Origin of the sequence: Arthrobacter sp. STN4 (genome assembly GCF_024539665.1) — a bacterium.
Taxonomy (GTDB): domain Bacteria; phylum Actinomycetota; class Actinomycetes; order Actinomycetales; family Micrococcaceae; genus Specibacter.
On sequence record NZ_JAKZGX010000037.1, the window covers coordinates 1 to 26,397 of the forward strand.

Consider the following 26,397-nt stretch of genomic DNA (forward strand, 5'->3'; position numbering starts at 1 on the left):
ACGACACCCTGTAGCCCATCCCTCCAGCACACCAAAGCACCCGAACATGCACCAGAGATTTCGCGAGCACTTCCCAAATGAGGCACGCACCCCATTACGCGAGCACTTTTCATGAGTCTCGTCGACCACCTGCGCAGTTGCAGATGGCGGTGTACTATCAACTCAGAAGCCCTACCGGATCGTCCCCCAATAGATCCGGTAGGGCTTTGTTACAGCCCGATACCGTCAGTGGACCCTGGGGCTCACAGGGGCCAAGTACGGCGGGTGGAACTCAGCGCCTGGTTTCATACCTGGTCAGCACCACACCGCCGGAAAAGGTCCGGGTTTCCACCAGGTGCAGGTTGACCCAGTTGTCCAGGGCCGTAAAAAAGGGCGTGCCGCCTCCCACCAGGACCGGTGCGGTGGCCAGCACGTACTCGTCGATCAGCCCGGCCCGCATGGCCGCCGCTGCCAGGGTTGCACCGCCGATGTCCATGGGGACGCCGTCCCCGGCCTTGAGCCGCGTGATCTCCGCGACCGCGTCGCCGGTGACCAGGCGCGTGTTCCAATCAACCGCCCTGGCAGTCGACGAGAACACGACCTTCGGCATGTCCCGCCAACGGCGGGCAAAAACGATCTCCGCCGCCGTGGCCCCCGGCTGCTGGTCCGCCGTCGGCCAGTGGGAGCCCATCGCCTCCCACAGCCTTCGCCCGTACAGCGCCAGGCCCGTCGCGCCGACCCGGTCGGACCACCACTGGAACAGCTCTTCGCTCGGCACACTCCAGCCAAGGCCGCCGCCGGGTGCATCGATGTAGCCGTCCAGGCTCACGTTCATGCCAAAGCAAAGTTTCCGCATGGCCCCATCATCGCGCGGGTAGGCACGGGCGTACAGACCCGCACGATGCGGAAGAACCACCGGCCTGCACACGCTGAAGGCCGCTGAAGCAGCGCCGGCACGCTGCAGCGGTGCAGCGACTCGACGTGAACGGTTCCCCAGCGATCGGGCGGCTTCGGCAAAGGCACTGACGACGCCGTCCCAGGCCGCAGCCGGTCGAAGCAGCCGATGATCGGGTCCGATCCGGGGAATCCGAGGTGCGGTCAGTGACCGCCATCCCCGGCCCTGTTGTGACGCCCCAAGGCCGCCTTGGTACCCGCCGTGGCCGGTCAAGGGTTTGCGGTAAACCCGTCGGCGATGTCGAGGACCTCATCGAGGATCGCCAGGCCTGCCGTGGCCTCCGCGACGCCGGTGTTGCAGGGCGGGACCACGTGGATCCGGTTGAAGTTGGCGAAGGGCAGGAGCCCGCGGGACTTGCAGGCGGTGATGAGCTGGTTCATTTCGGGGCTGGAGGAGCCGTACGGCGCCAGCGGTTCGCGCGTTTGGCGGTCCTTGACCAGTTCGATCGCCCAAAAGACACCCATGCCGCGGACTTCGCCTACGCATTTGTGCCGTTCGGCGAATCCGTGCAGGGCAGGGCCAATGACGTCGGATCCCAGGGTCGCGGCATGCTCCACCATGCCTTCAGATTCCATGGCGTTGATGGTGGCGACGGCCGCGGCGGTGGCGAGGGGGTGTCCGGAGTAGGTCAGACCGCCCGGGTAGACACGTTTGCCGAAGGTGGCCGCGATGTCCGGGCCAATGGCTACGCCCCCCAATGGCACGTAGCCGGAGTTGACGCCCTTGGCGAACGTCATCAGGTCGGGGATGACGTCAAAGTGCTCGACGGCGAACCACTTGCCGGTGCGGCCGAATCCGGTCATGACTTCATCGGCGATGAAGACGATTCCGTGCTTCGTGCACAGCTCCCGCACCCCCTGCATGTACCCGGCGGGCGGGACATAGATGCCGGCCGTGCCCGGGATGGATTCCAGCACCAGGGCCGCGATTGTTTCGGGTCCTTCGAAGCAGATGAGCTGTTCGAGGTGCTCCAGGGCCCGCTGGCTTTCTTCCTGCCCGGTAGTGGAGTGGAAGCTGGTCCGGTAAAGATACGGCGGGAAGAAGTGGACCGTGCCGGTGCTGGCGGTATCGTTGGCCCACCGCCGCGGGTCACCGGTGATGTTGACGGCCAGCTGGGTGCCGCCGTGGTAGGAGCGGTAGGCCGAGAGGACCTTGGTCCGGCCGGTGTGCAGGCGGGCCATGCGCACGGCGTGCTCATTCGCGTCGGCTCCGCCGTTGGTGAAGAAGATCTTGTTCAGTTCCCCCGGGGTGCGCCCGGTGATGAGGCGGGCCGCCTCCGACCGGGCCTCATTGACGTACCCCGGGGCGATGGTGCACAGCTTGGCGGCCTGGGCGGCGATCGCGGCCACGACGGCCGGGTGCTGGTGTCCGATGTTCGTGTTGACCAGCTGGGAGGAGAAGTCGAGGTACTTTTTGCCGTCCCCGTCCCACACGTAGGAGCCCCGGGCGGCGGAGATGACCATGGGGTCCAGCAGGTCCTGGGCGGACCAGGAGTGGAAGACGTGTATGCGGTCGAGGTCGTAGGCCCGACGGGCGGCGGCAGCGTCGATGGCGGGAGCGCCGTCGAACGCGTAGGGAAGGGTCGCGTTGTCAATCATGGAAGTCATGGCTGTTTCCTTCGTTGTAATTGTCCGCAAGGGATGCCGCTCAGGCGTTCTGCGGGAAGCCGAGGTTGATACCGCCGTGGCTGGGGTCCACCCAGCGAGTGGTGACGGCCTTGCCGCGGGTGAAGAAGGCCACGCCTTCGCTGCCGTGGGCGTGGGTGTCCCCGAAGAGCGAGTTCTTCCAGCCGCCGAAGGAGTAGTAGGCCATGGGGACGGGCACGGGAACATTGATGCCCACCATGCCCACTTCGACTTCGTTCTGGAAACGCCGGGCGGCCCCGCCGTCGTTGGTGAACAGGGCGGTGCCGTTGCCATAGGGGTTGGCGTTGATGGTGGCAAGGGCCTCGTCGAAACTATTGACGCGCAGGACGGAGAGGACCGGGCCGAAGATTTCCTCCTGATAGATGGACATGTCCGTGGTGACATGGTCGAACAGGGTCGGGCCGACGAAGAAGCCGTCACCTTCGGCATCCGCATCGATCGTGCGCCCGTCAACGACGAGCGTGGCACCGGACTCCTCGCCGGCATCAACAAAGCCGGCGACCTTGTCCCGGTGTGCCGACGTGACCAGCGGGCCCATGTCGCAGCCGCGCAGCCCGTCGCCGGTGCGCAGGGCCCTGGCGCGGTCGGCGATCTTGGCGACCAGTTCATCGGCGATCCCGCCGACGGCGAGCAGTGCCGAGATGGCCATGCACCGCTCCCCTGCCGAGCCGAAGCCGGCGTTGATGGCGGCGTCGGCGGCGAGGTCCAGGTCGGCGTCGGGCAGGACGATCATGTGGTTCTTTGCCCCTCCCAGGGCCTGGACGCGCTTGCCGTGGGCGGTTGCCGTTTCGTAGACGTATTTGGCAATGGGAGTGGAGCCGACGAAGGAAACGGCCTTCACGTCAGGGTGCGTCAGGAGGGTGTCCACGGCCACCTTGTCCCCCTGCAGGACGTTGAAAACGCCGTCGGGCAGCCCGGCTTCCTTCCACAGTTCAGCCATCCAGTTCGCGGCGGTGGGGACCTTCTCGCTTGGCTTGAGGACCACGGTGTTGCCTGCCGCGATGGCCAGGGGGAAGAACCACATGGGCACCATGGCCGGGAAGTTGAACGGGCTGATGATCGCCACCGGGCCCAGGGCCTGGCGGACGGAATGGATGTCCACCTTGGTGGAGGCGTTCTCGGTGTAGCTGCCCTTGACCAGGTGCGGCATGCCGCAGGCGAACTCGACGACTTCCTGGCCCCGGCTGACCTCGCCGAGGGCGTCGTCGAGGACCTTGCCGTGCTCGGAGGTGATGATGGCGGCCAGCTCACCCTTGCGGGCGTTCAGCAGTTCCCGGAAGGCGAACAGGATCTGGGTGCGGCGCGTCAGGGACGTGTCCCGCCAGGCCGGGAAGGCAGCCTTGGCCGCGGCGACGGCAGCGTTGCCGTCCTCCACGCCCGCCAGGGCAACCTCGGCGGTGACCTTGCCCGTGGCCGGGTTGGTGACCGGGGCGGTGCGCGGCCCACCCGTAGCGTAGCTGCCGTTGATCCAGTGCCCGATGGTGTTCAATGCTTCTCCTGTGGTTGGTGGAACTGTGGTTGGTGGAACGATTGATCCCAGTCTGTCCGCCGGGCCGCCGGGCCGTAATTGGCAAACTGTAAACAAGACGGTGATCAGATTTACACTATGTAAATGCTGCCCACGCTCCGCTCCATCCTCGCCCTCCCCATCGTGCACGACGCCGGCCCCACCCTCCTGGGTGGGCCCGCCTCCCTGGACACGGCGGTGCGCTGGGTCCACGTCAGCGAACTGCTGGACATCACCGACCTGCTGTCGGGCGGCGAGCTGGTCCTGACCACCGGACTGGAGCTGGAAAAGGAACCCGCCCGGGCGGCGTCATACATCCGCTCCCTTGAAAGGGCAGGTGCGGCGGGGCTCATCGTGGAGCTGGCCGGCCCGCGCGAGCGCAGCCTTGCGGCCCTGCGCTCGGCAGCCGGGCACTCACCACTGCCCGTGATCACGCTCAAGCACCGCGTGCGCTTCGTGGAGATCACCGAAACCGTGCACCGCAGGATCGTCGCCGAACAGCTTGAACAGGTCGAAAGGGCCCGTGACGTCCACGAGGCCTTTACCCTGCTAAGCCTGGAAAGCGCCGACACCCAGCAAGTGGTCGAACAGGCCGCGGCAATGATCGGCGCGCCGGTCGTCCTCGAAGACCTCCAACACCTGGTGATCGCCTACGCCGCCAACCCCCTGGCCACCACGGAACTGCTGGGCGACTGGGAACGGCGCTCCCGCACCACGCCCAGCCCCGCCCGCACAGCCCGCACCGGCCCCGAAGGCTGGCTGCAGGTCCCTGTCGGCGTGCGCACCCAGCTCTGGGGCCGGCTCGTGGCACCGTCCGCCGCAGGAGATGACGACTTCACCGCCACGGTCCTGGAACGGGCCGCCCAGACCCTCGCGATCAACCGCCTGGCTGAACGCGACCACAGTGAACTCGCCCACCAGGCCCAGGCAGGCCTGCTCAACATCCTGCGCAACCCGCGCGGCCTCAGCGAAGCCGACGCCCTGGCACGCGCCGGATCCCTCGGCCTTAAACGCGCCCCGTTCTACCTGCCGGCAGTCTTCCGCACCATCCAGCCCCTGGGCGCCGGCCGCGGGACCACGGCCGACGCCGGCAATCCGCTCGCGCGCCAGCAGGAAGAGCGGGAACTGCTCGACCTGCTGGCGCGGACCCTGAAATCCATCTCCGGAAGCGCCCTGACAGCAAGCATCCAATCCGGCTCGGTCGGCATGGTCCTGGCCCTGCCGGCCAAGCAACTTCAGGACGCCACCTTGCAACGGTTGGCAGACACGCTGACTGCCCACGCCGGCGGGGGAACCCCTCGCTGGAGAATCGGTGTCGGGCGCGTACGGGCAACGCTTCTGGAGGCCGCAGCGGGGATCGAGGAAGCCTCACACGTGGCCGAAACAGCAGCAACGCTGCGCGGCCCCGGGCGCCCCTACTACTACGCCACGGACGTTCGGCTCCGCGGGCTGTTGGCGCTCCTGCGCAATGACCCGCGCGTCCAGCAGTTCGCCGAATCCGAACTCGCCGGCATCCTTGACGCCGAGGCACAGGGACAGGGCGGGCTCCTGGACCTGCTCGGCCACTACCTTGAATCCGGCGGCAACAAGGCCGCCCTGGCGCGCCGGGGATACCTCAGCCGGCCCACCCTGTACGCCCGCCTCGCCAAGCTGGAAGAACTGCTCGCCGTGGACCTGGACGACGCCGAATCCCGCACCTCCCTCCACGTGGCCCTGCTGCTGCACCGCCTCAGGGGCGGTTCGGCGTAGATGGCCTCATGGACCCATGGCGAATGAGCTACCGCTAAACCTGCGCTGGATACCCGCCTGGTCCGCTGTCCATGGCGCGTAGGCTGCGCACACACCAACTAAATGCTCGAAGTGCGCCGGCCATCTGTAACACTGTGCCCGATGTGCCACAAGCGAGGCTCAAACCCGGGCAACCCTTGGACAGACACTGGCCTCCCGCCGAACCATATGGAACCCGGCCCGGACTGGCCCCGGCCCGGGCCAGTCCGGAGGAAAATGTGTTCACGACAGCGTGGTGGCACTGTCAACACGGCCAGTCGTTCACCACTTCGAGTCTCATCCGGAAATGACCGGCGGCATCTCATGACATGGCCGGTCTGGATCGGATGGCCGGGCAGGCCCGGACGCCGGGGAGGGACCCAGGCCTGCGTCGTGCCTTCACAGTCGTGCGGGCGTTACGGCTGTTTGCTCAGAGTGCCCGCAGGATGACGGCACTGCCCTGGCCTCCGCCACCGCAGATGCCGGCGGCGCCCACGGCTCCGGTGCCGAGTTCGGCCAGTTGGCGGGCGAGCGTGCCGACGATCCGCGCACCTGAGGCTCCGATGGGGTGTCCGAGGGCGATGGCTCCGCCTTTGGTGTTGACGATTCCCGGGTCGATGCCGAGCTTGGCTGTTGAGCGCACGCCCACGGCCGCGAAGGCTTCGTTGATTTCCACGGCTCTCAAATCCGCCGCTGCCAGGCCGGTGCCATCCAGGGCGGCGAGGATCGCATTGGCCGGCTGCTCGTGCAAGCGCACGTCCGGGCCGGCGACCAGCGCGTGGGAAACAATCTCGGCGAGCGGCGTGACCCCCAACCTCTGGGCGGCCGCCTTGCTGACCAGCACCAGGGCGGCAGCACCGTCGGTGATCTGGGAGGCGTTGCCCGCCGTGATGGTGCCGTCCCGGCTAAAGGCCGGGCGCAGCCTGCCCAGGGACTCCACCGTGGTCTCGGCGCGCACGCCGTCGTCCGCCGAGAAGACGGTGTCCCCGCGTCGGGAGGTGATGGTGAACGGTGCGATCTCCGCGGCGTGGAAGTCCGCTGCCGCCGCGGCGAGCTGGTGCGAGCGGGCGGAAAACGCGTCCTGCTCCGCCCGCCCGATGCCCAGCTCGGTGTTGCCTTCCTCCGTCGAGGACCCCATGGAGCGGGCCTCGAACGCGTCGGTGAGCCCGTCGAACTCCAGGGTGTCGAGCATCTCGATGGCACCGTACTTCGTCCCGGCCCGGGCGCGCTGCACGTGGGGGGCCTGGGACATGGACTCCTGTCCGACGGCCACGACGACGTCGGCCTCGCCGGCGGCAATCATGCGGGCACCGGCGACCACGGCTTCGGTGCCCGAAAGGCAGACGGCGTTCAACGTCAGGGCCGGGACGTGGAAGCCGATCCCGGCGCCCACGGCGGACTGGCGGGCAGGGTTCTGCCCGGCACCTGCTTGCAGGACGTGCCCGGCAAAGACCCGCTGCACCTCCCCGGCGTCGATCCCGGCCCGGCCAAGCGCGGCAGCTGCGGCGTGGGCTCCCAAGGCCGTGGCGGAAACGGTGGCCAGTGCCCCGTTGAACCGGGCAAACGGGGTGCGGGCGTACCCGGCGATCAATGCGTTCATGCTGCTTCCTCTTCCTCTAAGCCAATGCTGAAGGCGGCCCCGGTGGAATCGACCAGGGATTCGATGGTGACGCCCGGCGCCACGGCGCGCAGAACCAGGGCGGAGTCAACGACGTCGAACACGGCCCGGTCGGTGATGATCCGGTCCACCACGCCGACACCGGTCAGCGGCAGGTTGCAGTGTTCGACGATTTTCGGGGTGCCGTCCTTGGCCACATGGTCGGTGATGACGATGACGCGAGGGGACCCGGCGACCAGGTCCATGGCGCCTCCCATGCCCTTGACCAGTTTCCCGGGAATGGTCCAGTTGGCCAGGTCCCCGTTGGCCGCGACCTGCAGGGCGCCGAGGATGGCCGTGGCAACGTGACCGCCCCGGATCATGCCGAAGGAGGTGGCGGAGTCGAAGTAGCTGCCCCCGGGCAGCAGGGTGACGGTCTGCTTGCCCGCGTTGATCAAATCCGCGTCTTCCTCCCCGTCGTAGGGGAACGGCCCCATGCCCAGTAGCCCGTTTTCGCTTTGCAGGGTGACGCGCACGCCGTCGGGCAGGTTGTTGGCCACCAGCGTCGGGATGCCGATGCCCAGGTTGACGTACTGGCCGTCTTGTAGTTCGCTGGCGCCAATGGCCGCCATTTCATCACGTGTCCACATGGTCCTCATGCCTCCTGACGGACGCGCACGGTCCGCTGTTCGATGTCCTTGGTGCCGTCCGTCGCCACCACGTGCTTCACGAAGATGCCGGGGGTTTCCACAAGGGAGGGATCCAGGAAACCCTCATGGATGATTTCAGCCTCGGCGAAGGTAATCCGGCCCGCCGCGGCGGCCAACGGGTTGAAGTTCCGGGCCGTCATCCGGTAGCGGAGGTTCCCCTCCGGATCGGCCTCATGGGCGCGCACCAGCGAAATGTCTGCCACGATGCCGCGCTCCAAAATCGCGGGACGTCCGTCGAAGTCCATGACCGGCTTCCCCTCAGCCACCGGGGTCCCCACACCCGTCGGCGTGTAAAAGGCCGGGATCCCGGCCCCGCCGGCCCGCAACCGTTCAGCCAGCGTGCCCTGCGGAACGAACTCAACCTCAAGCTCATGGTTCAAAAACTGCTGCGCAAAAAGCTTGTTCTCACCCACATAGGAGGCCATCACCTTGGAGACCTGCCGGTTCTCCAGCAACAGGCCCAACCCCTTGCCGTCCACTCCCATGTTGTTCGACACGATCGTCAGGTTTTTCGCGCCGGAGTCGCGCAGCGCCGTGATCAGCCGGCTCGGGATCCCGCTCAGGCCGAAGCCGCCGACGGCCACTGTCATGCCGTCACGCACACACTCAGCCAGTGCCCCCGCGGCATCTGCCAACACTTTTGTCACCACAATTCCGTCCTTTCCCGTTCACAATATGAAATCAGCCGTTCCTGATCCCGACGGTAACCATTCCGCCGATTCCAGGTCAACGAAACATTGATGATGAAGCTTGATTGCTCGGATGATGACCCGGATCACCATAATCGTCCATAATATGAACATGAACACTTCGTTTCCCGGTGCGCAGATGGTTGGCAGAATGGCCGCCGTCCTGCGCACGGTCAGCACAGCAATGCCCCGGGGCATCACCACCACCGACGCGGCACGGGCCACCGGGCTGGCCCGCCCCACCGTCCACCGCCTCCTTGCGGCCCTGACAAACGAAGGCTTCTGCGACCACGACCACGCCACCGGGCTCTGGATGCTCGGCCCGGAACTGTACCTCATGGGCACCGTGGCCGCGGAACGCTACGATATTACCGACCTTGCGCGCGGCCATGTCGCCGCCCTGGCCAACGCCACCGGCGAAAGCGCCTTCCTTTCGGTCCGGCGCGGAGATGAAACGGTGTGCCTGCTGCGCCTGGACGGCGCCTTCCCCATCCGTTCCTTCGTGCTCTACGAGGGCAAAAGATTCCCCCTGGGCGTGGCATCGGCCGGACTGGCCATACTGTCCTTCCTGCCCGAAAAAAGCATCGAACGATACCTGGAAAACCACGACCTGGACGCCACACACGGCAACGCCCACGGGCAGGCCCCGCTGCGGCACCGCATCGCCGAAACCCGCGAACGCGGCTGGGCACTGAACCCCGGACTCATCGTGGAAGGCAGCTGGGGCATGGCAGCAGCAGTCTTCGACTCCGCGGGCCAGCCGGCCTGGGCACTAAGCCTCACCGGCATCGAATCACGCTTCACGCCCGAACGCCGCCAGGAAATGGGAACGCTGCTCATGCACCATGCCCACGAACTCACCAAACAACTTCGCAACGAATCAAACGCGCCCACACCCTGACAAGGAACCCGCAGTGGACGCCCCGAGCACCCCGACGGTTGCCTAGGCAGCCGGCCGGATTTACCCCTTGTGCGAGGGCTCGGAAGTGGACTCGATCGCGGAGGCAACCTGCCAGAGCCCGCCGGCCAGGAAGGCCGCGGGCCAGGAAGGCTGCGGGCGAGCGGGTTCCACCCAGAAAAGTACATTCGGTGGTCCGGGTGAATCGGCCGCCACGCTCGGTGCCTCCGGTGAGCACCCGGGACGAGAACCGGTTGCGCGAGAGTGCCTGACGGCGTGGTCACCGGGATCCTTTCGCATGTGTAAGGGTGGAAAGTGCTGCCCGGTCGCTTCGTCAACCGCATCCAACCCTAGCGCTGGCTCCAATGACATCATTGCCGTGCGCGCGGCAACGACGCAAAACGCGACACTAGTGCCGCAGTTGCTGCAGCTATGCCCCGGTGATGCGCACCGGCAAGGATTCGAAGCCACGGAGAACGTTGTGCAGGATGGGCACGGGAGCACCGTCTGGCTCGATCGCGGCCACCCGCTCGGCCAGCTGCTGCAGGATGATCTCCATTTCGAGACGGGCGATGGGCTGCCCCACGCACTGGTGCAGGCCCATCCCGAAGGCCACGTGACCGGAGGCATTGCGGTCCAGATCGAACTCGTCGGCATTGTCGCCCCACTTGCGCGGGTCCCGGTTCGCGGCGCCGAGGAATACCAACACCTTCGCGCCGGCCGGGAGGTGCACGCCGCCCAACACTGTGTCCACGGCAACAGTCCGGTGGAACTTCTGGAACGGCGACTCCAGGCGCAGCGACTCGTCCACGGCGAATTTTGCCAGCTTGGGGTTCTCCCGCAGCCTGGCCCAGGCTTGGGGGTGTCGGACCAGCACCGAAAGCGTGTTGCCGATGCCGAAGATGGTGGTGTCCACTCCGGCGGAGAGCAGCGCCCGGACCAGCAAAGTGGCCTGCTGCTCTGTGATGATGCCTTCGTTGACGCGGTCCCAGATCTGCGCCCCGAAACCAGTGTCGTCCAGATTCTCCCGCTGGCAGTTCCGCATCACCGCGGCGGCGTGCTCGTCCTCCTGGGCGAACGCCTGCTTGAATATATAGTTCTCCGGGCCAAAGGCGTTGAACACCATGTTGCCGTAGGGCAGGAGGTGTTCGCGGCCGCCGTCGGAAATCCCCACCGCATCCGGGAAGACACGGAGGGGGTATTTCTCGGCGAGGTCAGTAACCGCGTCGAAGCGGTCCCGGCGCGCCAGCTGCTCCGCCAGTTCGACGGCCGGCGGCGTGAACGGCTGCCGGAGGGCACGTACGGTGCCGGGGTTGATCACGCCGGTCAGCGCGCGGCGCATAACGGTGTGGATGGGCGGGTCCGATTCGAGGATGCTGGGCGGTCGCCACCCCGAGTCCTTCCGGATGTCGCGCGGGCCGAGGCCGCCAGAGGAAATGTAGGTTTCGAAATCAGTGAGGACCTCGTACACCTCCTCGTATCCCGCCACCGCGTAACTCCCTGTGCTCTCCAAGTAGGAGACGGCACCTGCCTCTCGGAGCCGGCCAAGGAAAGGGTACGGGTCGAGCAGGTTTTCGGTAGCGAAGGGGTCGTCGCCCAGGACGTTGGCTTCATGCGTGGTGGCGGTCATTGCAGTGCTCCTGGTTGGATGGCGTGGCCGTGGCGGACGGCCGAAAAGGTCACGGTCGGAAAGCTGGGCTAGAGATCCAGGACAAGTCGGGGGCAGCCGGCAGCCGCGCGCGAGACGCAGACCAGCATGATCCCACCGGCTTCCCGGTCTTCCTCCGTCAGCACCGCGTCACGGTGCTCCGGTTCCCCGGAGATGATCCGGGTTTCGCAGGTACCGCACAGTCCTCCGCGGCAGGAGGAGAGGACGCGCACGCCAATCCCTTCGACGGCCTCGAGGATGGTTTTGTCGTTCGGCACAGCAATCGTGCTCCCGGTGCGTGCAAGCTCCACTTCGAACGGAGCATTGGCCGCAGCGGCACCCAGCGTGGACGCCACGAAGCGCTCAGTGTGCAGGACACCGGGAGGCCAGCCCATGCAGCGCTCCTCCACGGCGTTCAGCAGGCCACCGGGACCACAGGCATAAACCAGCATGTGCGCCCGCGGCATGCCGAGGATCGAGTCAAGGTCCAGTCGCCCGACCTCGTCCTCGGCAAAGATGCGTATGCGGTCCGTCCCGTACCGGTCTTCCAACTGCCGGGCGAACGCCATGGTGCCCCGGCTGCGGCCTCCGTAGATCAGCGTCCATTCCTTCCCGGCACGCTCGGCTGCCTCGATCATCGGCATCAGCGGGGTGATCCCGATGCCTCCGGCGAGGAATAGGTAGCGGCGGGACTCGCGCAGTGGGAAGTTGTTGCGCGGCTCCGAGATGGCAAGCTGGAAGCCGGCCAACAGCGCGTGCACGGCCTTTGAACCACCGCGGGAATCGGGCACATGGAGTACACCGATCCGCAGATGGTCCAGCTCCTCGGGCGAGGAGCACAGCGAGTATTGGCGCACCAGTCCGTCGCCCACATGGACGTCGATGTGCGCTCCAGGCTGCCAAGGCTGGAACGGCCGGCCGTCCACCCGCCGCAGGACAAGGGAGACCACCTGGTCCGCCACGACGTCCACATGGTCGACGACGGCGTCGATGGTGGTTCCTGCAGGTGCAGTCATGAAGGTCTTCACTTCCTTTGGAAAAGCTCGCATGCCGCACAGGCCGCGGCCGGCGGTCAAGCCAGAATAAGGACTTACCTCAGGTTAGGTGTTCCACAACACATCAGACGGGACGCTTTCTGTCCAATGGAAAACTTGAAAAGTCCGCCCAAACGAAGGCTACTGAGGCAGGTGCTCGACACCGAGCCTGCGCGCGATGCCGCGGGCGGCAATGTTGAGCACGGGAACTACGGTCCCGACCGGTGCGGGCCGGCCGCGGGTGACGATGCCCAGCGCCGCGACCAACTGGTTGTTGGGCAGAAACACCGGGACGGCCAGGCCATAGTTGTCCGGGCCTGCTTCTTCCTCCGTGGTGGCGTATCTGTTGGTCCGGACCCGCTCGACTTCGGCCGCCAACACGGTCGGGTTGGTGATGGTCCGGGGCGTATGCGGATCAAGGCGCTGGGCGGCGGAGGCCAAAAGCTCCTTTGCCCCGTAGGCCAGCATGATCTTGCCTGCGGCACTGGCGTGGAGCGGCAGGCGTGCGCCCACCCTTCTGAAAGGCTGGCCCGCACCAGTGCCGGACATCCGCTCCACCAGCAGCACGTCCGTCCCGTCCAAAATGAAAAGGTTGACCACGTTGTGGGTGACGAAGAGCACGTCCTGCATGAATGGGGCCGCCACTTCGGCGATGTTTTGCCGTGCAGGGGCCAGCAGGCCAAGGCGCCAGATGCGCTGGCCCACCCGGTACCCGCCGGGGACCTTTTCCAGCCCACCCCAGGCAACAAGGTCGCCCGCAAAACGATGCGCCGTGGCCACCGGCAGGCCGGCGCGGCGCGCCATGGCACTGAGGGTCTGGACGGAGTGCTCGACGTCAAAGGTGCCCAGCAGTGCCAGTGCGCGTGATGTCACGCTGGCCGCCTGCCGGTCAGCGGCAACACTGTCGCCCTTTTTGACCCCTACGGGCACGGCAGCGTTGCCGGGCGTCCTGGGCTCTCGTCCATTGGGCGCAGCGTTGGCCATGCAGCACCATCCTCCTGCCCCGGAACCGAATACCAACGGCGGCCGCCGTCTCCTGTCATTTTAATGCCCGATGCCGGGACCTGCTCATTGACGAAAGGTGAGGTCCCGGCATCGTGCGTCATGAAGCTATGTGGTGGCCGACGTGAGGGCTGAGCCGCGGTAGGCTGCGAGGCCACCGTCGACCCGGATGTCGGATCCGTTGATCCAGCGGGACTCGGGGCGAAGCAGGAAGTCAATGACGGGGGCGATGTCGTCCGGGTCCCCGAAGCGGCCCAGCAGCGCACCGGCACATTCAACCTTGTCCCGGCCGTGGTCCTTCTTGAAGTCCTCGAGGATGGGAGTGGCCACCGGTCCAGGGCTGACGCTGTTCACGCGGATGCGTTTGGGCAGCAGTTCGGCGGCCAGGTGCTCGGTGAGGAACCGGACGCAGTGCTTGGAGAAGAGGTAGGACTCCCCGGTGATTTCGGCATCGCCTGCTAGCGCGTCCAGCGCGGCAGCCTGGTCCTCGGCGAGTGCGAACGCGGCGCAGCGGGCCTTGACAGTGCGCCACTGCACGGCCACGTTGGACGCCAGGTTCACGACGGCGGAGCCCTCTCCCAGGAGCGGGGCCAGTGCCCGGACCAGACCGCGGACGCCGCAGACGTTGACGGAAAGCACCACACGCCATGGTGCCGTGCCCGGGACACCGGCGATGTTGGCCAAACCGGCAATGCCGTGCGGTGCGGCCGCTGCGACGGCGGCCGCGGCCGCGTCGATGCCGTCCTGGCTGGACAGGTCCGCCTGTACGAAGGTGCCGCTGAACGCCGCGGGTGCGTTGCGGTCAATGCCGATGAGCGGCACTCCGCGTTCGGCCAGGATCTGCGCTGTGCGGGCACCAATGCCGGATGAAACCCCGGTCAGGACGATAGGCAGTTGCTCTTGGGTCATGGGCGCTCCTCGTTGTGCATGATGTGCTTCACTCCATGGTGGCAAGCCTTCTGCCACATCCGGGTCAACTTTCCGTTGGATGGAAAACGTCTACCGGGGTGTGACGGCTGCCATGACACTGGGATAAGAATTCCCCTCCGCGCCGAAAGGATGGACGATGACGGCAGCCCACTACGAGGTACTGGATCCGGCGACGCTCGAGGTTGTAGGCCGGGCCCCTGAGAACACCGAGCAGGATGTTGAGCTGGCGGTCGCAACCGCCCGCGCCGCCGCACCCGGATGGGCCATGGACCGCGAAGCACGCCGCGCCGCCCTCCGCATGGCCGCCGCCCTGGTCCGCCGCGATCTGGACTCCCTGGCCACCCTGCTCTCCCGGGAACAAGGCAAGCCCAAGGCCGAGGCCGCGGGCGAGTTCACTGTGGCCGCGGGGCTCTTTGAGCACTACGCTGGCCTGGCGTGGGATGAGGTGGAACCGCTGGCGCCGCGCGCCGACCGCGCCTTGGAGGTGCAATACCGGCCGGTGGGTGTAGTGGGCACCATCACGCCCTGGAACTTTCCCATCTCACTGCTTTGTGTGAAGCTGGCTCCGGCACTGGTGGCGGGCTGCACCGTGATCGCCAAGCCCTCACCGTCCACGCCGCTGTCCACCATCGCATTGGTCAACCTGCTCAACGAGGTCCTTCCGGCCGGCGTGCTGCAGACCCGGACCAGCTCGCGGCGCACGGTCAACGTTGCCTTGGGCCTCTCCCCTGGAATCCGGAAGATCTCGTTCACCGGCTCCACCGATGTCGGGATATCCATTGCGCAGCAGGCAGCCGCCACGGTCAAGCGCGTTACTATGGAACTCGGCGGCAACGATCCAGCCATCGTGCTGGACGACGCGGACATCGCGGTCACGGCCCGCGGGATCGTGGGCAGCGCGTTCCGCAATGCCGGCCAGGTCTGCATGGCGGTCAAGCGCGTCTACGTCCCGCGCAGCCGCAGCAGGGAACTCGCCGAGGCCATCGCCAGCGAGGCATCCCGCCACGTCTTGGGCCATGGCCTCGCGGAAGCTACCACCATGGGGCCCATGCACAATGAATCGCAGCTCAAACTGGTCCACGGCCTGGTGGACTCCGCCGTCGGCGGTGGCGCCCGCATCATCACCGGCGGCAATCCAGGCTGCGACCTGCCCGGCTACTTCCTCTCCCCCACCGTAGTGATCGATGCCGAGCCGGGGATGGGGCTGGTGGAGCAGGAACAGTTCGGGGCCGCGCTGCCGATTGTTGCCTACGACGATCTCGATGCCACCATCGCGGGGCTGAACGCCGGGAAATTCGGCCTCGGCGCGTCCGTGTGGAGCCCGGACCAGGAGCGCGCTTACGCCACCGCCTCCCGGATTGAGGCCGGAACGGTGTGGATCAACCAGCACACGCTGGTGGAACCGGATGCCCCGTTTGGCGGTTGGAAGGCCTCCGGCGTCGGGCGCGAACGCGGCCACTGGGGGCTGGAGGAATACCTGGAGACCCGCGTCATTAATGCCCGCCCCCATTCCTGATCCCGCACCAAACCTGCAGAAGGACTTCATCGTGAGCGTCGAACTGATCACCCTTGGCACCGCCGCCGGACCGGCCATCCGCGGACCGGAAAACGGTATGTCCAGCGCCCTCGTGGTGGGCGACGCCTTCTACATGGTGGACTTCGGACTGGGCTGTTCCCGCGCCGCCCACGAAGCGGGACTGCGCGGCAAGGATTTCGTGGCCGGTTTCGTCACCCACCTGCACTCGGACCACGTGGTGGAGCTGCCCGGATTCCTGCTGTGGAATTGGGGCAACCCGGTGGAGGGCTTCACCGGACCTGTATCCGTGGTGGGCCCAGGCAAGGATCACACCCGCGACGGCGGCGCGAGGCTTTCAAGCACCAGCGAACTGGTCTCGCATTCGCTGAAGGCGTTCTCGTATGACATCGACATCCGCGTCCACGACGAGGCACGCCCGGAACTGGCCTCCCTGCTGCGAACCGTCGACCTCATCACGCCACGGCACGGCGCGCCGGAGGCGGCTCGCCCGTTCGACGTCTACGAAGATGACCGGGTCAAGGTTACCGGCATCCTGGTGGAGCACCCTCCCGTCCGTCCCGCACTGGCGTTCCGCTTCGATACGGACGCCGGTTCGGTGGTTTACTCCGGCGACACCGCCGAATGTGATACCTTGGCCGTGCTCGCCACCAGCGCGGATGTCCTGGTGCACGAAGCCGTGAACCTGGACTTCTACGCGGGCAAGGGCTTCTCCCCGGAATTCCTGAACCACCAGCGGATCGCGCACACCCCGCCCGAGGGCGCCGGGCGCGTTGCCACAGCCGCCGGCGTGGGACGCCTCGTGCTTTCACACCTGGCCGGCCGGGCCGAGCCCGAATGGTGGCGCAGCCGTGCCGCCTCCAGCTTCGACGGCCCCGTGGACGTGGCAGTGAGCGGGCAACGGTTCACCATCGGCAGCCCCGTTCTGGCCCCGCTCTAAGGAATCCCAACCCGCCCGCCACCCTCTGTCGAGTACAGCCCCTGGCTCCGCCTTGGCTCACCACCGGACCACCTGCTTCGGGAACGACGACGGAGAACATGTCCTGGCTTGCCGTGCTCGCCGCAGGCATCGCGGCGGACATACGTATCTGGAAACTCCAGGCGACGTCAGCGCGGGCCCTCTCAATCAGCATGGCCCGTCCGAACGGAGGATCATCCCAGGACGTTCCTGGCGATGTCCGCCGCCTCCGTGGCCACCTTCGCCGTGGATTGGGCGACCATCGGGTACGGGATCCTCATTCAGGTCGGGTTCCTTGCCGTGTTTTCCGCCGTCCGAGACCTGGTCCCTGCCGCGGTCACCCGCCGCTCGATGCACATCGCCTCCCCCGCCGACGCGTCCGTCACGGGTGTACGTGCGTCACCGCTGAAAGCGGCTTTCCACCCAACGGAAAGCTTCAATGTAAGCCCCATCACACGACCCTAGAGTCAAGGAAACGCCGCTGCAAACCTGCAAAGGCTCCCTCTTCAACGATTGGGCATACCGTGTCTGCAACTCCCCTTCTGGACGTGGCATCGCGCTCCGTGAAATCCCGCGATCCCCGGACCTGGCCCCGGGCCAAGCGCAACCGTTACGGCTGGTACATCACGTTCACCTTGCTCTTCCTGATGATGCTCAACTGGGCGGACAAGGCCGTCCTGGGCATCGCCGCGGTGCCGATCATGAAACAGCTCGGCATCACGCCGGAGCAGTTCGGCCTTGTGGGCAGCGCCATGTTCCTGACCTTCGGCGTGGCGCAGATCGCGGCTGCACCGCTGGCGAACAAGGTGTCAACCAAGTGGATACTGCTGGCGTTGTGCCTGCTGTGGTCTCTGGCGCAGGCCCCGATCCTGCTGTTCGCATCGCTGCCCGCCCTCTGGACCAGCCGACTGCTGCTGGGCGCCGGCGAGGGTCCACTGGCGCCGGTGCTTATGCACGGTATCTACAAGTGGTTCCCCGAGAAGAAGGGCGCGACCCCGGCCGCGCTGGCGTCCTCCGGCGTGACGCTGGGCATCGTGGCGTTCGCCCCGGTCCTGGCCTGGGTGATCGGGCAGTTCGGCTGGCAGACTGCGTTCGCGCTGCTTGCCATCGTGGGCCTTGTCTGGACCCTCTTCTGGTTCATCGTAGGTAAGGAAGGCCCCTACACCAGCCGCAAGGCCGAGCAGGAAATTGACGGCATCGCACTCGAGGATGCCCCCGTATTGGTCGAAACCAAGATCCGCTACTGGCGCACCATGCTCTCCCCCAGCTGGATCTTCGCCGTGCTGGCGTCCTTCTTCGGTTACTGGACCTTCACCCTGGCCATGTCCTGGGGACCGGCGTACTTCCAGAACGTCCTGGGGTTCAGCGGCCAGCAGGCCGGAACCATGATCGCACTGCCCGCAGCTTGGGGCACCATCGCCACCGTGGGTCTGAGCGCACTGACGCAGCTCTTGCACCTTAAAGGCATTCCCACCCGTAAGGCCCGCGGATGGGTCCTGGGCGGTGCGGGCTTGATCGCGGGGGCCTGCCTGGTGGGCGCCACCCTGACCACCTCCCCCGTCTTGTCCATCGCCCTCATGGTCATCGGTTTCGGCACGGCACCGGCGCTCTTCGCCATCACGTACCTCGTGGTGGCAGAACTGACCACAGTCAGCCAGCGCGGTGCCAACCTCTCCATCGCCAACGCCGTCCTGACCACCGGCGGCGTGTTTGCACCGGCAATCTCGGGTTTTCTCATCGGAGGAGCCGCCACCCCGGCGGAGGGATACCGTGCGGCGTTCGCCCTCGCCGGCGGTCTGATGCTTACGTTCGGTGTCTTGGCCCTGGTGTTCGTCAACCAGCAGCGCGACCGCCGCAGGCTTGGTCTCGACACAGCAGTTGCCCCCGCTCCGCCTTCCGCCGCACCCAGTGTTTCCATCCCGGCCACAGGCGTTGAACCCGCCCCTGTGCAGGTCACCACGAGGGCCTAGCCCCAGCTCCCCCCGGTGGAGGCCGGTATCGGAACGGCTGATTGTCCCGGTACCGGCCCCCGTCTCGTTCTCTGACGTTTAAGACACTGAATCGAACCCGACGGGAGGGTCGCTTCGAGCACCTGAAATACCCTAAGCGAAGCCCGTTCATAATGGCATACCCCAATGCCAGCCGGACGGGCTGGAAGCGGCATCGACGCCCGTGCAGTGATGCCTGAATAGTGCGGTTCTCGACTTTTCCGACGTGCCCGAATCGTGGCCGGCAACCGCTGCCGAAGCGGTGCTTTCCACCTCGATGACCACGGGGCCCAAGCAGCGGATGGATGCGCTTGCCCCGGGTCTCAAACACCGCTCCTACAGGTACCGGCTTACTTTCACCAGAGACGGTCTGCCACGGAGCACCGAGGTTGGTGCCGCCCAGAAGGTGTCAAGAATCGAGGCCATGCGCCTTGGCCTATCAAATGGGCGATCCCCTGCCGCACGTCCCCAATCGGAACAACCCGCTTCCTGCCCCTAAAAGGGGCTGAAGAAGGTGCTTCGTGCGTTGGATTTTGGCTAGGCCGCGGTCAAGTACAACAAGGTCGCTGTCCCATCCCAGAATGAGCGGACCAGCAGGCTCCCGGACCTTAATCGGGCTACTCGAGGGCCACACGGCTGACGGCATCATCGAACTTGGGATCTGCCAGCACGGCCGTGCATCCTCTTCGGCAGCAAGATTTCCCTGAGTGAGTACGGCAGAGTGCTGGAATGTGGGACCCGGGCGCGTAAACCGGAAGTTCGCAGCAATGGGCTTTCCCGCTGGCATGGCAAGAACAAGAGCAATTAGGCGTGGTATTCACCTCGGGTTGTCCCCTTCTGAAGACACCGGCAAACTCCCGCACGCGAGGCCAAATAAGACTTGTATGCGCCCAACCGTGAAAGGAATGGCTGTGACTGTCTCTATCGGGGCGGTGTCGAGTTGAAATTTCCTGACCATGAAAACGTCGTATATGGAAAGCCGGAGCATCAATTTGTTGAAATGTAGGCTCCGCAACATCAACCGGCAAAAGGGCTGGCGGTCTTGCCGATGTTCTCGCTGCCGTCTACATCGTCCAGGATGTACGGCAACAATTGAGTGCCAGCGGCCCTGTGGTTTGAGTCGGCCATTCGGCCGGCGGCCAGTTGGCACTTCAGTCGGCTGCCCTTGCCGAGGCCGGTATTGTCCTCGCCCCGGTCACTGATGCGCCAAAGCGTTATACGCAGGCGTCTCCCATCGCGCAGCTGCCTTTGGAGCGCCCGTTGCTGATGGTCCCCGGCATGCCAGACATCAGTGTTCCCGAATTTCACTCAGCCGCCTCCGCCGCCGCCCGTGCCGCCGGCGAAAACATCGAGTACTGGTCGTTGGGGGAACGTTGCCCACACGAAGCAAATAGAACCTCGCTCTCCGCACTGGCCCCCTGCACAGTTGGCGGCCGGCAGAGGACCCCGATGCACCGTCAACGGCACGGGGCCAGGAAGCGGGCAGGTGCAGCCACTCGGCCAAACCGGGCGTCGCTGCGCAGCATGGATGTCGATCGAAAAGCCCGGTTCCGGGTCCATGATGGTGCGGCCCCAAGGCATGGCTGTCCTCACGAGCCCCACCCACACGCATGACGCGTGTCCACTTGGCTGTCATTCCCGTCAGGGATGGGTGCCGACACCGGCGGAGTCGATTGACGGGCGCGCTGGCTCTCGCGCTTCGCGCTTTGGTGGGCGCCCGACGAGGATAAGGTGGGCAAGAACCGCGAGCACGATGGAGACGACGGTGACAATGCCGAGTGGGAGGACGGCGTCCTCGCCACCGAGCCCGACAAGTGGGGCGGCGATGCCGCCGAGGCCGAAGCGCGCGCATCCGAGCAGGGAGGACGCGGTGCCGGCCAGCGCGGGGTAGTCGGCCAGGGCGAGGGACGTTGTCGGGGGTGAGGCGAGAGCTACTCCGGAGGCGAGAACGAACAACGAGATGAGCATTGCCGGCAGGGACAGGGCGAGCAGGCCGGTGGCCAGCAGTCCCAGGGCGCCAAGGCCGCTCATGGTGGCGCCGGCGATGAGGGTGCCGCGTTCGGACCAGCGTTCGGCGGTGCGGCCGCCTATGTACCCGAAGACCATGAAACCGGCGGAGTTTGCTCCGAAAGCGATCGAGTAGGCCTGGGGTGAGAGCCCGTAGGTGCCCTGGAGGATGTAGCTCGCGCCGGACAGGTAGGCGAACAGGGCCGCGTACGTCAGGCCCCCGATGAGTACGCTGCCTACGAACAGCGGGTCGGAGCACAGCCTGCGGAAATCGCGGCCTGTCTGGGCCATGCCGCCGCTGGTTCGCTGGTTCGCGGGGAGGGTTTCGCCGAAGATGATCAGGGAGGCGATGAGCAGGAGTGCGCCGATGGCGGCGAGGAAGAGGAAGGTGCCGCGCCAGTCGGTGATGCGGGCGAGCTGGCCGCCGAGGACGGGACCGACGATCGCGGCGAGACCGCCGAGGACGGTCAGGCGCCCGTAGAAGCGGATGAGTGCGTTCCCTTCGTAGACGTCGCGGCCCGCGGCCTGGGCGATGACGATGCCCACGGCTCCGGCGAGGCCCTGCACGAGTCGGGCGATGACCAGGGACGTGATGCCTGGGCTGACCGCGCACAGGGCAGAAGCGCCGATGTAGGCGAGGATTCCGATGGTCAGGGGCGTCCGGCGTCCGAACCGGTCCGAGAGTGGGCCGGCGATGACCTGTCCGACGGCCAGGCCGACCAGGCAGGCGGTGAGGGTGAACTGTGCCGCCGACATTGTCGCACCTAGCTCAGTTGTCAGGGCGGGAAGGACCGGCAGGTAAAGGTCCATGGAGATGGGGCCGAACACTGTCAGCAGCATCAGCAATGTGCCAAGGGCGGTTCCGACCCTGCGGGCGGTGTCGTTGTCTGTCATGTATGGGGTCTTTCGTGGGAACGCGGGAGATGACGACGGCGGCACTGTCCCCCGGGAGGTCGTCCGGGGGCCGGTGCTGCCTGCTGTGGTTCAGAGGGTGAGGAGGACCTTGGTGGCGCGGCGCTGGTCCATGGCCCGGTAGCCCTCGGCCGCCTCCTCGAGGGGCAGCGTGAGGTCGAACACCTCACCGGGGTTGATTTGGCCGGTCATGATCAGGTCGACCAGCTCTGGCAGGAACCGGCGCACCGGGGCGGGGCCGCCGTGCAGGTGGACGCTGGAGAAGAACAGCTCCTGGCCTTTCAGGTCGACGTCGTGGGAGACGCCGACGAATCCGACGTGTCCGCCGGGCCTGGTCGCGCCGATGGCCTGCTCCATGGCTTCCTGGGTGCCGACGGCCTCTATGGTCGAGTGTGCGCCGTAGCCGTTCGTGAGTTCCTTGATCTTCGCGATGCCTTCGTCTCCGCGCTCTTCCACGATGTCGGTGGCGCCAAACGTCCGGGCCAGGGCCTGCCGGTCGGCGTGGCGGGACATGGCGATGACCTTCTCGGCGCCGAGGCGCCTTGCGGCGAGGATTCCGAGGAGCCCCACGGCGCCGTCGCCGACAACGGCGACGGTCTTGCCCGGTCCGGCCTCGGCGGCGACTGCGGCGAACCAGCCGGTGCCGAGCACATCGGAGGCGGCGAGCAGGCTGCGCGCCTGTGCCTCGGTGGGTTCCCCGGGAACCTTGACGAGTGTGCCGTCGGCGAGCGGGATGCGGGCGTACTCGGCCTGGGTTCCGACGGCGCCCATCATGACCTGGTGGATGCACCTGGATTGGTAGCCGGCCCGGCAGATCTCGCAGGTGTTGTCGGAAGCGACGAAGGATCCGACGACGTAGTCGCCGACCTTGATCTCCGTGACGGCCTGACCTGTCTGCTCGACGATGCCGATGTACTCGTGGCCCATGGGCGTGTCCTCGACGGGTTCGGCACCCCGGTACGGCCACAGGTCCGAACCGCAAACGCACGTGGCGGTGATGCGAATGATCGCGTCGGTGGGTTCTTGGATGGTCGGGTTGGGGCGGTCTTCGACCCGGACGTCCCCGGGGGCGTGCATGACAACACCACGCATGATGGTCTCCTTCAGAAGTGACTTCGCTGGGCCCGGTGTCCGGCGCCCACCCGCCAGGGTGATCACACCGCCGGCCTGCGTTCCATGCTCCTGCCGTTTTCACGCGCGTGGGAGACCCGGTTGATAGGGGTACCGGCAGGGACTCCCTTATGCGTGGTTGAGCGCCTACCGTTGAAGGCATGAACAACAGGGCAGAAGTACGCGAGTTCCTCACCTCGCGCCGGGCCCGGGTGACCCCTGAACAGGTTGGCCTGCCCGAGGGAGCCAACCGGCGGGTCGCCGGGCTGCGCCGCAGCGAGGTCGCAACCCTGGCCGGTGTGAGCGTGGAGTACTACACCAAGCTCGAGCGGGGCGCGATCAGCGGTGCCTCCCCGCAGATCCTTGACGCACTTGCCAAGGCGCTGCGCCTGGACGACGCCGAGCGGGCCCACCTGTTCGACCTCGCCCACGCCGCCAGCCCCGTGGCCCGGCCACCGCGACGTCGGAACCCGAAGTGGTGGACGCCGCACCCCAGCCTGCAATGGGTGCTCGACGCCGTGACCGCCGGGCCCGCGTTCGTGCGCAACGGCCGCATGGACATCCTCGCGACCAACACCCTCGCCCGCGCGTTCTACAAAGACTCCTTTGACATGCCCGGGCAGCCGCCGAACATCGCCCGATTCACGTTCCTCGACGAGAGGGCCCGCGGGTTCTACCCGGATTGGGACATGTTCGCCGAGGTCACCGTCGCGATCCTGCGCACCGAAGCCGGGCGCGACCCCCACAACAAGGAACTCCATGACCTCATCGGCGAACTGTCCACCCGCAACGCCGAGTTCCGCCGCCTGTGGGGCTCCCACAACGTCCGTCATCACGGAACCGGATTCAAGACCTTCCACCACGCGATTGTGGGCGAACTGACACTCGCCTATGAGGGCATGGAGATGGAATCCGAACCTGGCCTGTCAATCACCATCTACGCCGCGGAGCCTGGCTCGGACTCGGCCGAGCGGCTGCAACTGCTCGCCTCCTGGGCCGCCAGCGAGTACGGCCGGAACACGGCCCGCCTGCCGGAACAGGAAAATTCCCAGAGCGCCCCGCCGCCCCGGTGAGACGCACAGGGTCCCCAGCCTCGCCGACGTCGTCCGCGTCACCAGGGAAGCCGGCCCGCCGTCGGGGCGCCACAACCAGCACAGCGAATAATTTGAGGAGATGCACTGATGGAGATCACCCCCAAGGCCGCGACAGGCAAGGGCCCTGCGGAAACATTCACCGGCGACGTGTACGTGGATGCCATCGCCGCCCCGCACCAGCCGGGCCAGCGCATGGTCGCCGCCCGAGTACGGTTCACTCCCGGGGCGCACACCGCCTGGCACTCCCATGCGCTCGGCCAAACCCTGCACATCACCGAAGGCGTCGCGCTGATCGGCACACGCGACGGACACGTCATCCGCGCCACCCCCGGCCAAACGATCTACACGCCGCCGGGCGAGGAACACTGGCACGGCGCCACGCCTGAAGATTTCATGGAACACCTGGCGCTGCTGGACAACGCCGATGACCCGTCGACCACCACCAACTGGCTGGAGCATGTCACGGACGAAGACTACCGGAAGGACACCCACTAATTGCATACCCGCACCCTCGGACAAGGACTTGAGGTGTCCGCCATCGGGCTGGGCTGCATGGGCATGTCGCAAGGCTACGGACCCAACCCCGGCACCCGTGGGGACATGGTCGCCGTCCTGCGCTCGGCCGTCGACCGCGGCGTGACGTTCTTTGACACCGCCGAGGTTTACGGCCCCCATGCCAACGAGGAGCTCGTCGGCGAGGCTCTGGAACCCGTACGCGACCAGGTCGTCATCGCCACCAAGTTCGGTTTTGACATCGAAGGCGGCAAGGGCGGGCTGAACAGCCGTCCGGAACAGATCCGGCGGGTGGCAGATGCCTCGCTGCAGCGTCTGCGCACCGACACCATCGACCTGTTCTACCAGCACCGCGTCGATCCCCAGGTGCCGATCGAAGACGTTGCCGGCACCGTCTCCGAACTCATCGCAGAAGGCAAGGTGCGGCACTTCGGGCTCTCCGAAGCAGCAGCCCACACCATCCGCCGCGCCCACGCCGTCCACCCGGTGACGGCGCTGCAAAGCGAATATTCACTGTGGACCCGTGAACCGGAAGCCGAGGTCCTGCCGACGCTCGCCGGGCTGGGCATCGGATTCGTCCCGTTCAGCCCCCTGGGCAAAGGCTTCCTGACAGGTACGCTCGACCAGTGCACGCAATTCGCCAGCGGCGATATACGCACCACCATCCCGCGGTTCAGCGAAGAAAACCGTGCCGCGAACCGGGCACTCGTTGAGCACGTCGCAGCGACCGCACAGGCCAAGTGTGCGACCCCCGCACAGATCGCCCTGGCCTGGCTCCTTGCCCAGCAACCCTGGATCGTCCCCATCCCTGGCACCCGGAGCACATCCCGCATCGGGGAAAATGCCGGATCCACCGCAGTAGCCCTCTCGGCAGATGAACAGGCCGGTCTTTCCGCCCTGGCGGACCGTGTTGGTGTGACCGGCGCCCGCTACAACGAATACCACCTCGGCCTCGTGGGACGTTAGGACCAAAGGCGTTCTCGCACCGGCCCGGCCCAACGCATCCGTTAGGGTCAGGCACCGCTGGTCGGTGTCCCATCCTGCCATGCCTGATGGGGCACCCCGGGGAGCCCCCTTCGGGTTGAGCGGCAGCCGAACGTCAGAATGACACGGGTCCACGACGCAGGAATGCTCCCCACCCACCAAACGGCCGGCCAGAGCCGCCGCCGCGATCCGCTGACATTGCTGGGACTCGTTGGGGCAGGGCAAATCCGACGACTGGCACAGCCGTGGGCACCTTGGTGAGGGGTGTCGCCCCGAGGCCGGTTGGCACGAGTGCCTTCAGTGGATCCGGACCGGTGGACACAGGCCAAATCGGCAACGACCACCGGCCACCCGTCCGGCAACCACAATTTCAAGTGGGCAGCTCCCACGCAAAAAATGACAAAGCAAACAGTGCCGCCAGCTCACGTTGCATAGCCTCCAAAGCCCCATGAAGAGGTGTAGGAAAAACGTACCGGAACCGCGAAGGGGCAGCCACGGAGCGACCGCGAAATCAGGACTGGCCAGCCTTCCAGGCAGCTGCAAAAGGGTGTTGCCCGAGGCGGGACACGCACCCGGGAAAGCCTTCAGGCAGACACCGGGCACCCGCGCAGACATGCGGACTCCGGCCTGGTCCGACGTAGTCCAGGCCAGTCGGGCAGAAATGGTGTTGACACGGTCAACACGCCGGATTCGGGCCTGTGGGAGGAAGCATGGTCCTATGAAGGCAGCCCGTCGGAGCAATCCACAGTGACGTCAATCGTGGACTGCCAGCAGGCGCAGCGGCCCACTCACCAAGCATGTGGTCAGGCCGTGGTGCCTCATGTCAAGATGCTCGCGAAATGCTTCCCGCGTGCCTCAGCTAAAGTGCTCGTCAAATCATCATGCTGCGTGGTGGGTTTGGGAGTAGGTCTTGGCCGCGGCCATCCGGATGAGTT

22 protein-coding genes are annotated in these 26,397 nt (G+C 66.4%); 9 read left to right on the forward strand and 13 right to left on the reverse strand.

The genetic code is table 11. The features are described from left to right. Window positions 1–271: 271 nt before the first annotated feature. The 3 genes from MMF96_RS17915 to MMF96_RS17925 form a co-directional block, all read right to left on the reverse strand. Window positions 272–835, reverse strand: coding sequence for a dihydrofolate reductase family protein (locus MMF96_RS17915; protein ID WP_176616621.1), 564 nt, complete (start codon window positions 833–835; stop codon window positions 272–274). 308 nt (window positions 836–1,143) lie between these two features. After that, a complete protein-coding gene (locus tag MMF96_RS17920) occupies window positions 1,144–2,532 on the reverse strand; it encodes an aspartate aminotransferase family protein (RefSeq protein WP_256884326.1) in 1,389 nt (462 codons plus the stop codon). 49 nt (window positions 2,533–2,581) lie between these two features. Beyond that, a complete protein-coding gene (locus tag MMF96_RS17925; RefSeq protein WP_256884313.1) occupies window positions 2,582–4,069 on the reverse strand; it encodes a CoA-acylating methylmalonate-semialdehyde dehydrogenase in 1,488 nt (495 codons plus the stop codon). A 123-nt stretch (window positions 4,070–4,192) separates the two neighbouring features. Between MMF96_RS17925 and MMF96_RS17930 the strand changes: the two genes are divergently transcribed. Further along, window positions 4,193–5,836, forward strand: a complete 1,644-nt coding sequence (locus MMF96_RS17930; protein ID WP_256884314.1) for a PucR family transcriptional regulator ligand-binding domain-containing protein — start codon at window positions 4,193–4,195, stop codon at window positions 5,834–5,836. Window positions 5,837–6,284: 448 nt separating this feature from the next. On the opposite strand, the gene MMF96_RS17935 is transcribed toward MMF96_RS17930, so the two are convergent. Genes MMF96_RS17935 through MMF96_RS17945 form a run of 3 tightly spaced genes read right to left on the reverse strand, consistent with a single transcriptional unit; the run spans window position 6,285 to window position 8,808 of the window. After that, on the reverse strand, window positions 6,285–7,454 hold the full coding sequence (locus MMF96_RS17935; RefSeq protein ID WP_256884315.1) for an acetyl-CoA C-acyltransferase: 1,170 nt from the start codon (window positions 7,452–7,454) through the stop codon (window positions 6,285–6,287). Beyond that, window positions 7,451–8,101, reverse strand: a complete 651-nt coding sequence (locus MMF96_RS17940) for a CoA transferase subunit B (RefSeq protein ID WP_176616667.1) — start codon at window positions 8,099–8,101, stop codon at window positions 7,451–7,453. Before MMF96_RS17940 ends, MMF96_RS17935 begins: the two co-directional genes overlap by 4 nt. 5 nt (window positions 8,102–8,106) lie before the next feature. Then, window positions 8,107–8,808 carry a CoA transferase subunit A gene (locus tag MMF96_RS17945; protein ID WP_176616668.1) on the reverse strand — a complete coding sequence of 234 codons (702 nt, stop codon included), beginning with the start codon at window positions 8,806–8,808 and terminating at the stop codon, window positions 8,107–8,109. A 154-nt stretch (window positions 8,809–8,962) separates the two neighbouring features. Here MMF96_RS17945 and MMF96_RS17950 point away from each other — a divergent pair, with 154 nt between their 5' ends. After that, window positions 8,963–9,751 (forward strand): IclR family transcriptional regulator, encoded by a 789-nt coding sequence (locus MMF96_RS17950; RefSeq protein WP_256884316.1) that lies wholly within the window; start codon window positions 8,963–8,965, stop codon window positions 9,749–9,751. A 427-nt stretch (window positions 9,752–10,178) separates the two neighbouring features. Here MMF96_RS17950 and MMF96_RS17955 read toward each other — a convergent pair whose 3' ends face one another. From MMF96_RS17955 to MMF96_RS17970, 4 genes are all read right to left on the reverse strand, one after another. Further along, on the reverse strand, window positions 10,179–11,378 hold the full coding sequence (locus MMF96_RS17955) for a cytochrome P450 (protein ID WP_176616627.1): 1,200 nt from the start codon (window positions 11,376–11,378) through the stop codon (window positions 10,179–10,181). Window positions 11,379–11,446: 68 nt separating this feature from the next. Next, window positions 11,447–12,412, reverse strand: coding sequence for a PDR/VanB family oxidoreductase (locus tag MMF96_RS17960; protein WP_176616628.1), 966 nt, complete (start codon window positions 12,410–12,412; stop codon window positions 11,447–11,449). Between the two features lie 159 nt (window positions 12,413–12,571). Then, window positions 12,572–13,303 (reverse strand): IclR family transcriptional regulator, encoded by a 732-nt coding sequence (locus tag MMF96_RS17965; protein ID WP_256884317.1) that lies wholly within the window; start codon window positions 13,301–13,303, stop codon window positions 12,572–12,574. Between the two features lie 237 nt (window positions 13,304–13,540). After that, window positions 13,541–14,341, reverse strand: coding sequence for an SDR family oxidoreductase (locus tag MMF96_RS17970; protein WP_176616630.1), 801 nt, complete (start codon window positions 14,339–14,341; stop codon window positions 13,541–13,543). 157 nt (window positions 14,342–14,498) lie between these two features. On the opposite strand from MMF96_RS17970, the gene MMF96_RS17975 reads away from it, so the two are divergent. From MMF96_RS17975 to MMF96_RS17990, 4 genes are all read left to right on the forward strand, one after another. Further along, window positions 14,499–15,878, forward strand: coding sequence for an aldehyde dehydrogenase family protein (locus MMF96_RS17975; RefSeq protein ID WP_256884318.1), 1,380 nt, complete (start codon window positions 14,499–14,501; stop codon window positions 15,876–15,878). A 31-nt stretch (window positions 15,879–15,909) separates the two neighbouring features. Further along, window positions 15,910–16,836, forward strand: a complete 927-nt coding sequence (locus tag MMF96_RS17980; protein ID WP_256884319.1) for an MBL fold metallo-hydrolase — start codon at window positions 15,910–15,912, stop codon at window positions 16,834–16,836. Window positions 16,837–17,070: 234 nt separating this feature from the next. After that, complete coding sequence (locus MMF96_RS17985) at window positions 17,071–17,319, forward strand: hypothetical protein (protein WP_176616633.1); 249 nt, start codon at window positions 17,071–17,073, stop codon at window positions 17,317–17,319. 59 nt (window positions 17,320–17,378) lie between these two features. Further along, window positions 17,379–18,824 (forward strand): MFS transporter, encoded by a 1,446-nt coding sequence (locus MMF96_RS17990; protein ID WP_256884320.1) that lies wholly within the window; start codon window positions 17,379–17,381, stop codon window positions 18,822–18,824. 1,035 nt (window positions 18,825–19,859) lie between these two features. Here the strand turns inward: MMF96_RS17990 and MMF96_RS17995 are convergent. The 3 genes from MMF96_RS17995 to MMF96_RS18005 form a co-directional block, all read right to left on the reverse strand. After that, complete coding sequence (locus tag MMF96_RS17995) at window positions 19,860–20,150, reverse strand: hypothetical protein (protein ID WP_256884321.1); 291 nt, start codon at window positions 20,148–20,150, stop codon at window positions 19,860–19,862. A 333-nt stretch (window positions 20,151–20,483) separates the two neighbouring features. Next, window positions 20,484–21,743: a multidrug effflux MFS transporter gene (locus MMF96_RS18000; protein ID WP_256884322.1), complete on the reverse strand. Its 1,260-nt coding sequence runs from the start codon at window positions 21,741–21,743 to the stop codon at window positions 20,484–20,486. A 90-nt stretch (window positions 21,744–21,833) separates the two neighbouring features. Continuing rightward, on the reverse strand, window positions 21,834–22,853 hold the full coding sequence (locus tag MMF96_RS18005; protein WP_176616636.1) for a zinc-dependent alcohol dehydrogenase family protein: 1,020 nt from the start codon (window positions 22,851–22,853) through the stop codon (window positions 21,834–21,836). 179 nt (window positions 22,854–23,032) lie between these two features. Here MMF96_RS18005 and MMF96_RS18010 point away from each other — a divergent pair, with 179 nt between their 5' ends. The 3 genes from MMF96_RS18010 to MMF96_RS18020 all read left to right on the forward strand — a co-directional run bounded on the left by MMF96_RS18010 (window position 23,033) and on the right by MMF96_RS18020 (window position 25,444). After that, on the forward strand, window positions 23,033–23,944 hold the full coding sequence (locus MMF96_RS18010; protein WP_256884323.1) for a helix-turn-helix transcriptional regulator: 912 nt from the start codon (window positions 23,033–23,035) through the stop codon (window positions 23,942–23,944). A 108-nt stretch (window positions 23,945–24,052) separates the two neighbouring features. Beyond that, window positions 24,053–24,460 (forward strand): cupin domain-containing protein, encoded by a 408-nt coding sequence (locus MMF96_RS18015; protein ID WP_256884324.1) that lies wholly within the window; start codon window positions 24,053–24,055, stop codon window positions 24,458–24,460. Beyond that, window positions 24,461–25,444 carry an aldo/keto reductase gene (locus tag MMF96_RS18020; protein WP_256884325.1) on the forward strand — a complete coding sequence of 328 codons (984 nt, stop codon included), beginning with the start codon at window positions 24,461–24,463 and terminating at the stop codon, window positions 25,442–25,444. It begins immediately after the preceding gene. Window positions 25,445–26,397: the final 953 nt, after the last annotated feature.

Coding starts and splice junctions, on each gene's coding strand:
- MMF96_RS17915 (WP_176616621.1), bottom strand. CDS start 835: ATGCGGAAACTTTGCTTTGGCATGAACGTGAGCCTGGACGGCTACATC.
- MMF96_RS17920 (WP_256884326.1), bottom strand. CDS start 2,532: ATGATTGACAACGCGACCCTTCCCTACGCGTTCGACGGCGCTCCCGCC.
- MMF96_RS17930 (WP_256884314.1), top strand. CDS start 4,193: ATGCTGCCCACGCTCCGCTCCATCCTCGCCCTCCCCATCGTGCACGAC.
- MMF96_RS17935 (WP_256884315.1), bottom strand. CDS start 7,454: ATGAACGCATTGATCGCCGGGTACGCCCGCACCCCGTTTGCCCGGTTC.
- MMF96_RS17940 (WP_176616667.1), bottom strand. CDS start 8,101: ATGTGGACACGTGATGAAATGGCGGCCATTGGCGCCAGCGAACTACAA.
- MMF96_RS17950 (WP_256884316.1), top strand. CDS start 8,963: ATGAACACTTCGTTTCCCGGTGCGCAGATGGTTGGCAGAATGGCCGCC.
- MMF96_RS17955 (WP_176616627.1), bottom strand. CDS start 11,378: ATGACCGCCACCACGCATGAAGCCAACGTCCTGGGCGACGACCCCTTC.
- MMF96_RS17960 (WP_176616628.1), bottom strand. CDS start 12,412: ATGACTGCACCTGCAGGAACCACCATCGACGCCGTCGTCGACCATGTG.
- MMF96_RS17970 (WP_176616630.1), bottom strand. CDS start 14,341: ATGACCCAAGAGCAACTGCCTATCGTCCTGACCGGGGTTTCATCCGGC.
- MMF96_RS17975 (WP_256884318.1), top strand. CDS start 14,499: ATGACGGCAGCCCACTACGAGGTACTGGATCCGGCGACGCTCGAGGTT.
- MMF96_RS17985 (WP_176616633.1), top strand. CDS start 17,071: ATGTCCGCCGCCTCCGTGGCCACCTTCGCCGTGGATTGGGCGACCATC.
- MMF96_RS18000 (WP_256884322.1), bottom strand. CDS start 21,743: ATGACAGACAACGACACCGCCCGCAGGGTCGGAACCGCCCTTGGCACA.
- MMF96_RS18005 (WP_176616636.1), bottom strand. CDS start 22,853: ATGCGTGGTGTTGTCATGCACGCCCCCGGGGACGTCCGGGTCGAAGAC.
- MMF96_RS18010 (WP_256884323.1), top strand. CDS start 23,033: ATGAACAACAGGGCAGAAGTACGCGAGTTCCTCACCTCGCGCCGGGCC.
- MMF96_RS18015 (WP_256884324.1), top strand. CDS start 24,053: ATGGAGATCACCCCCAAGGCCGCGACAGGCAAGGGCCCTGCGGAAACA.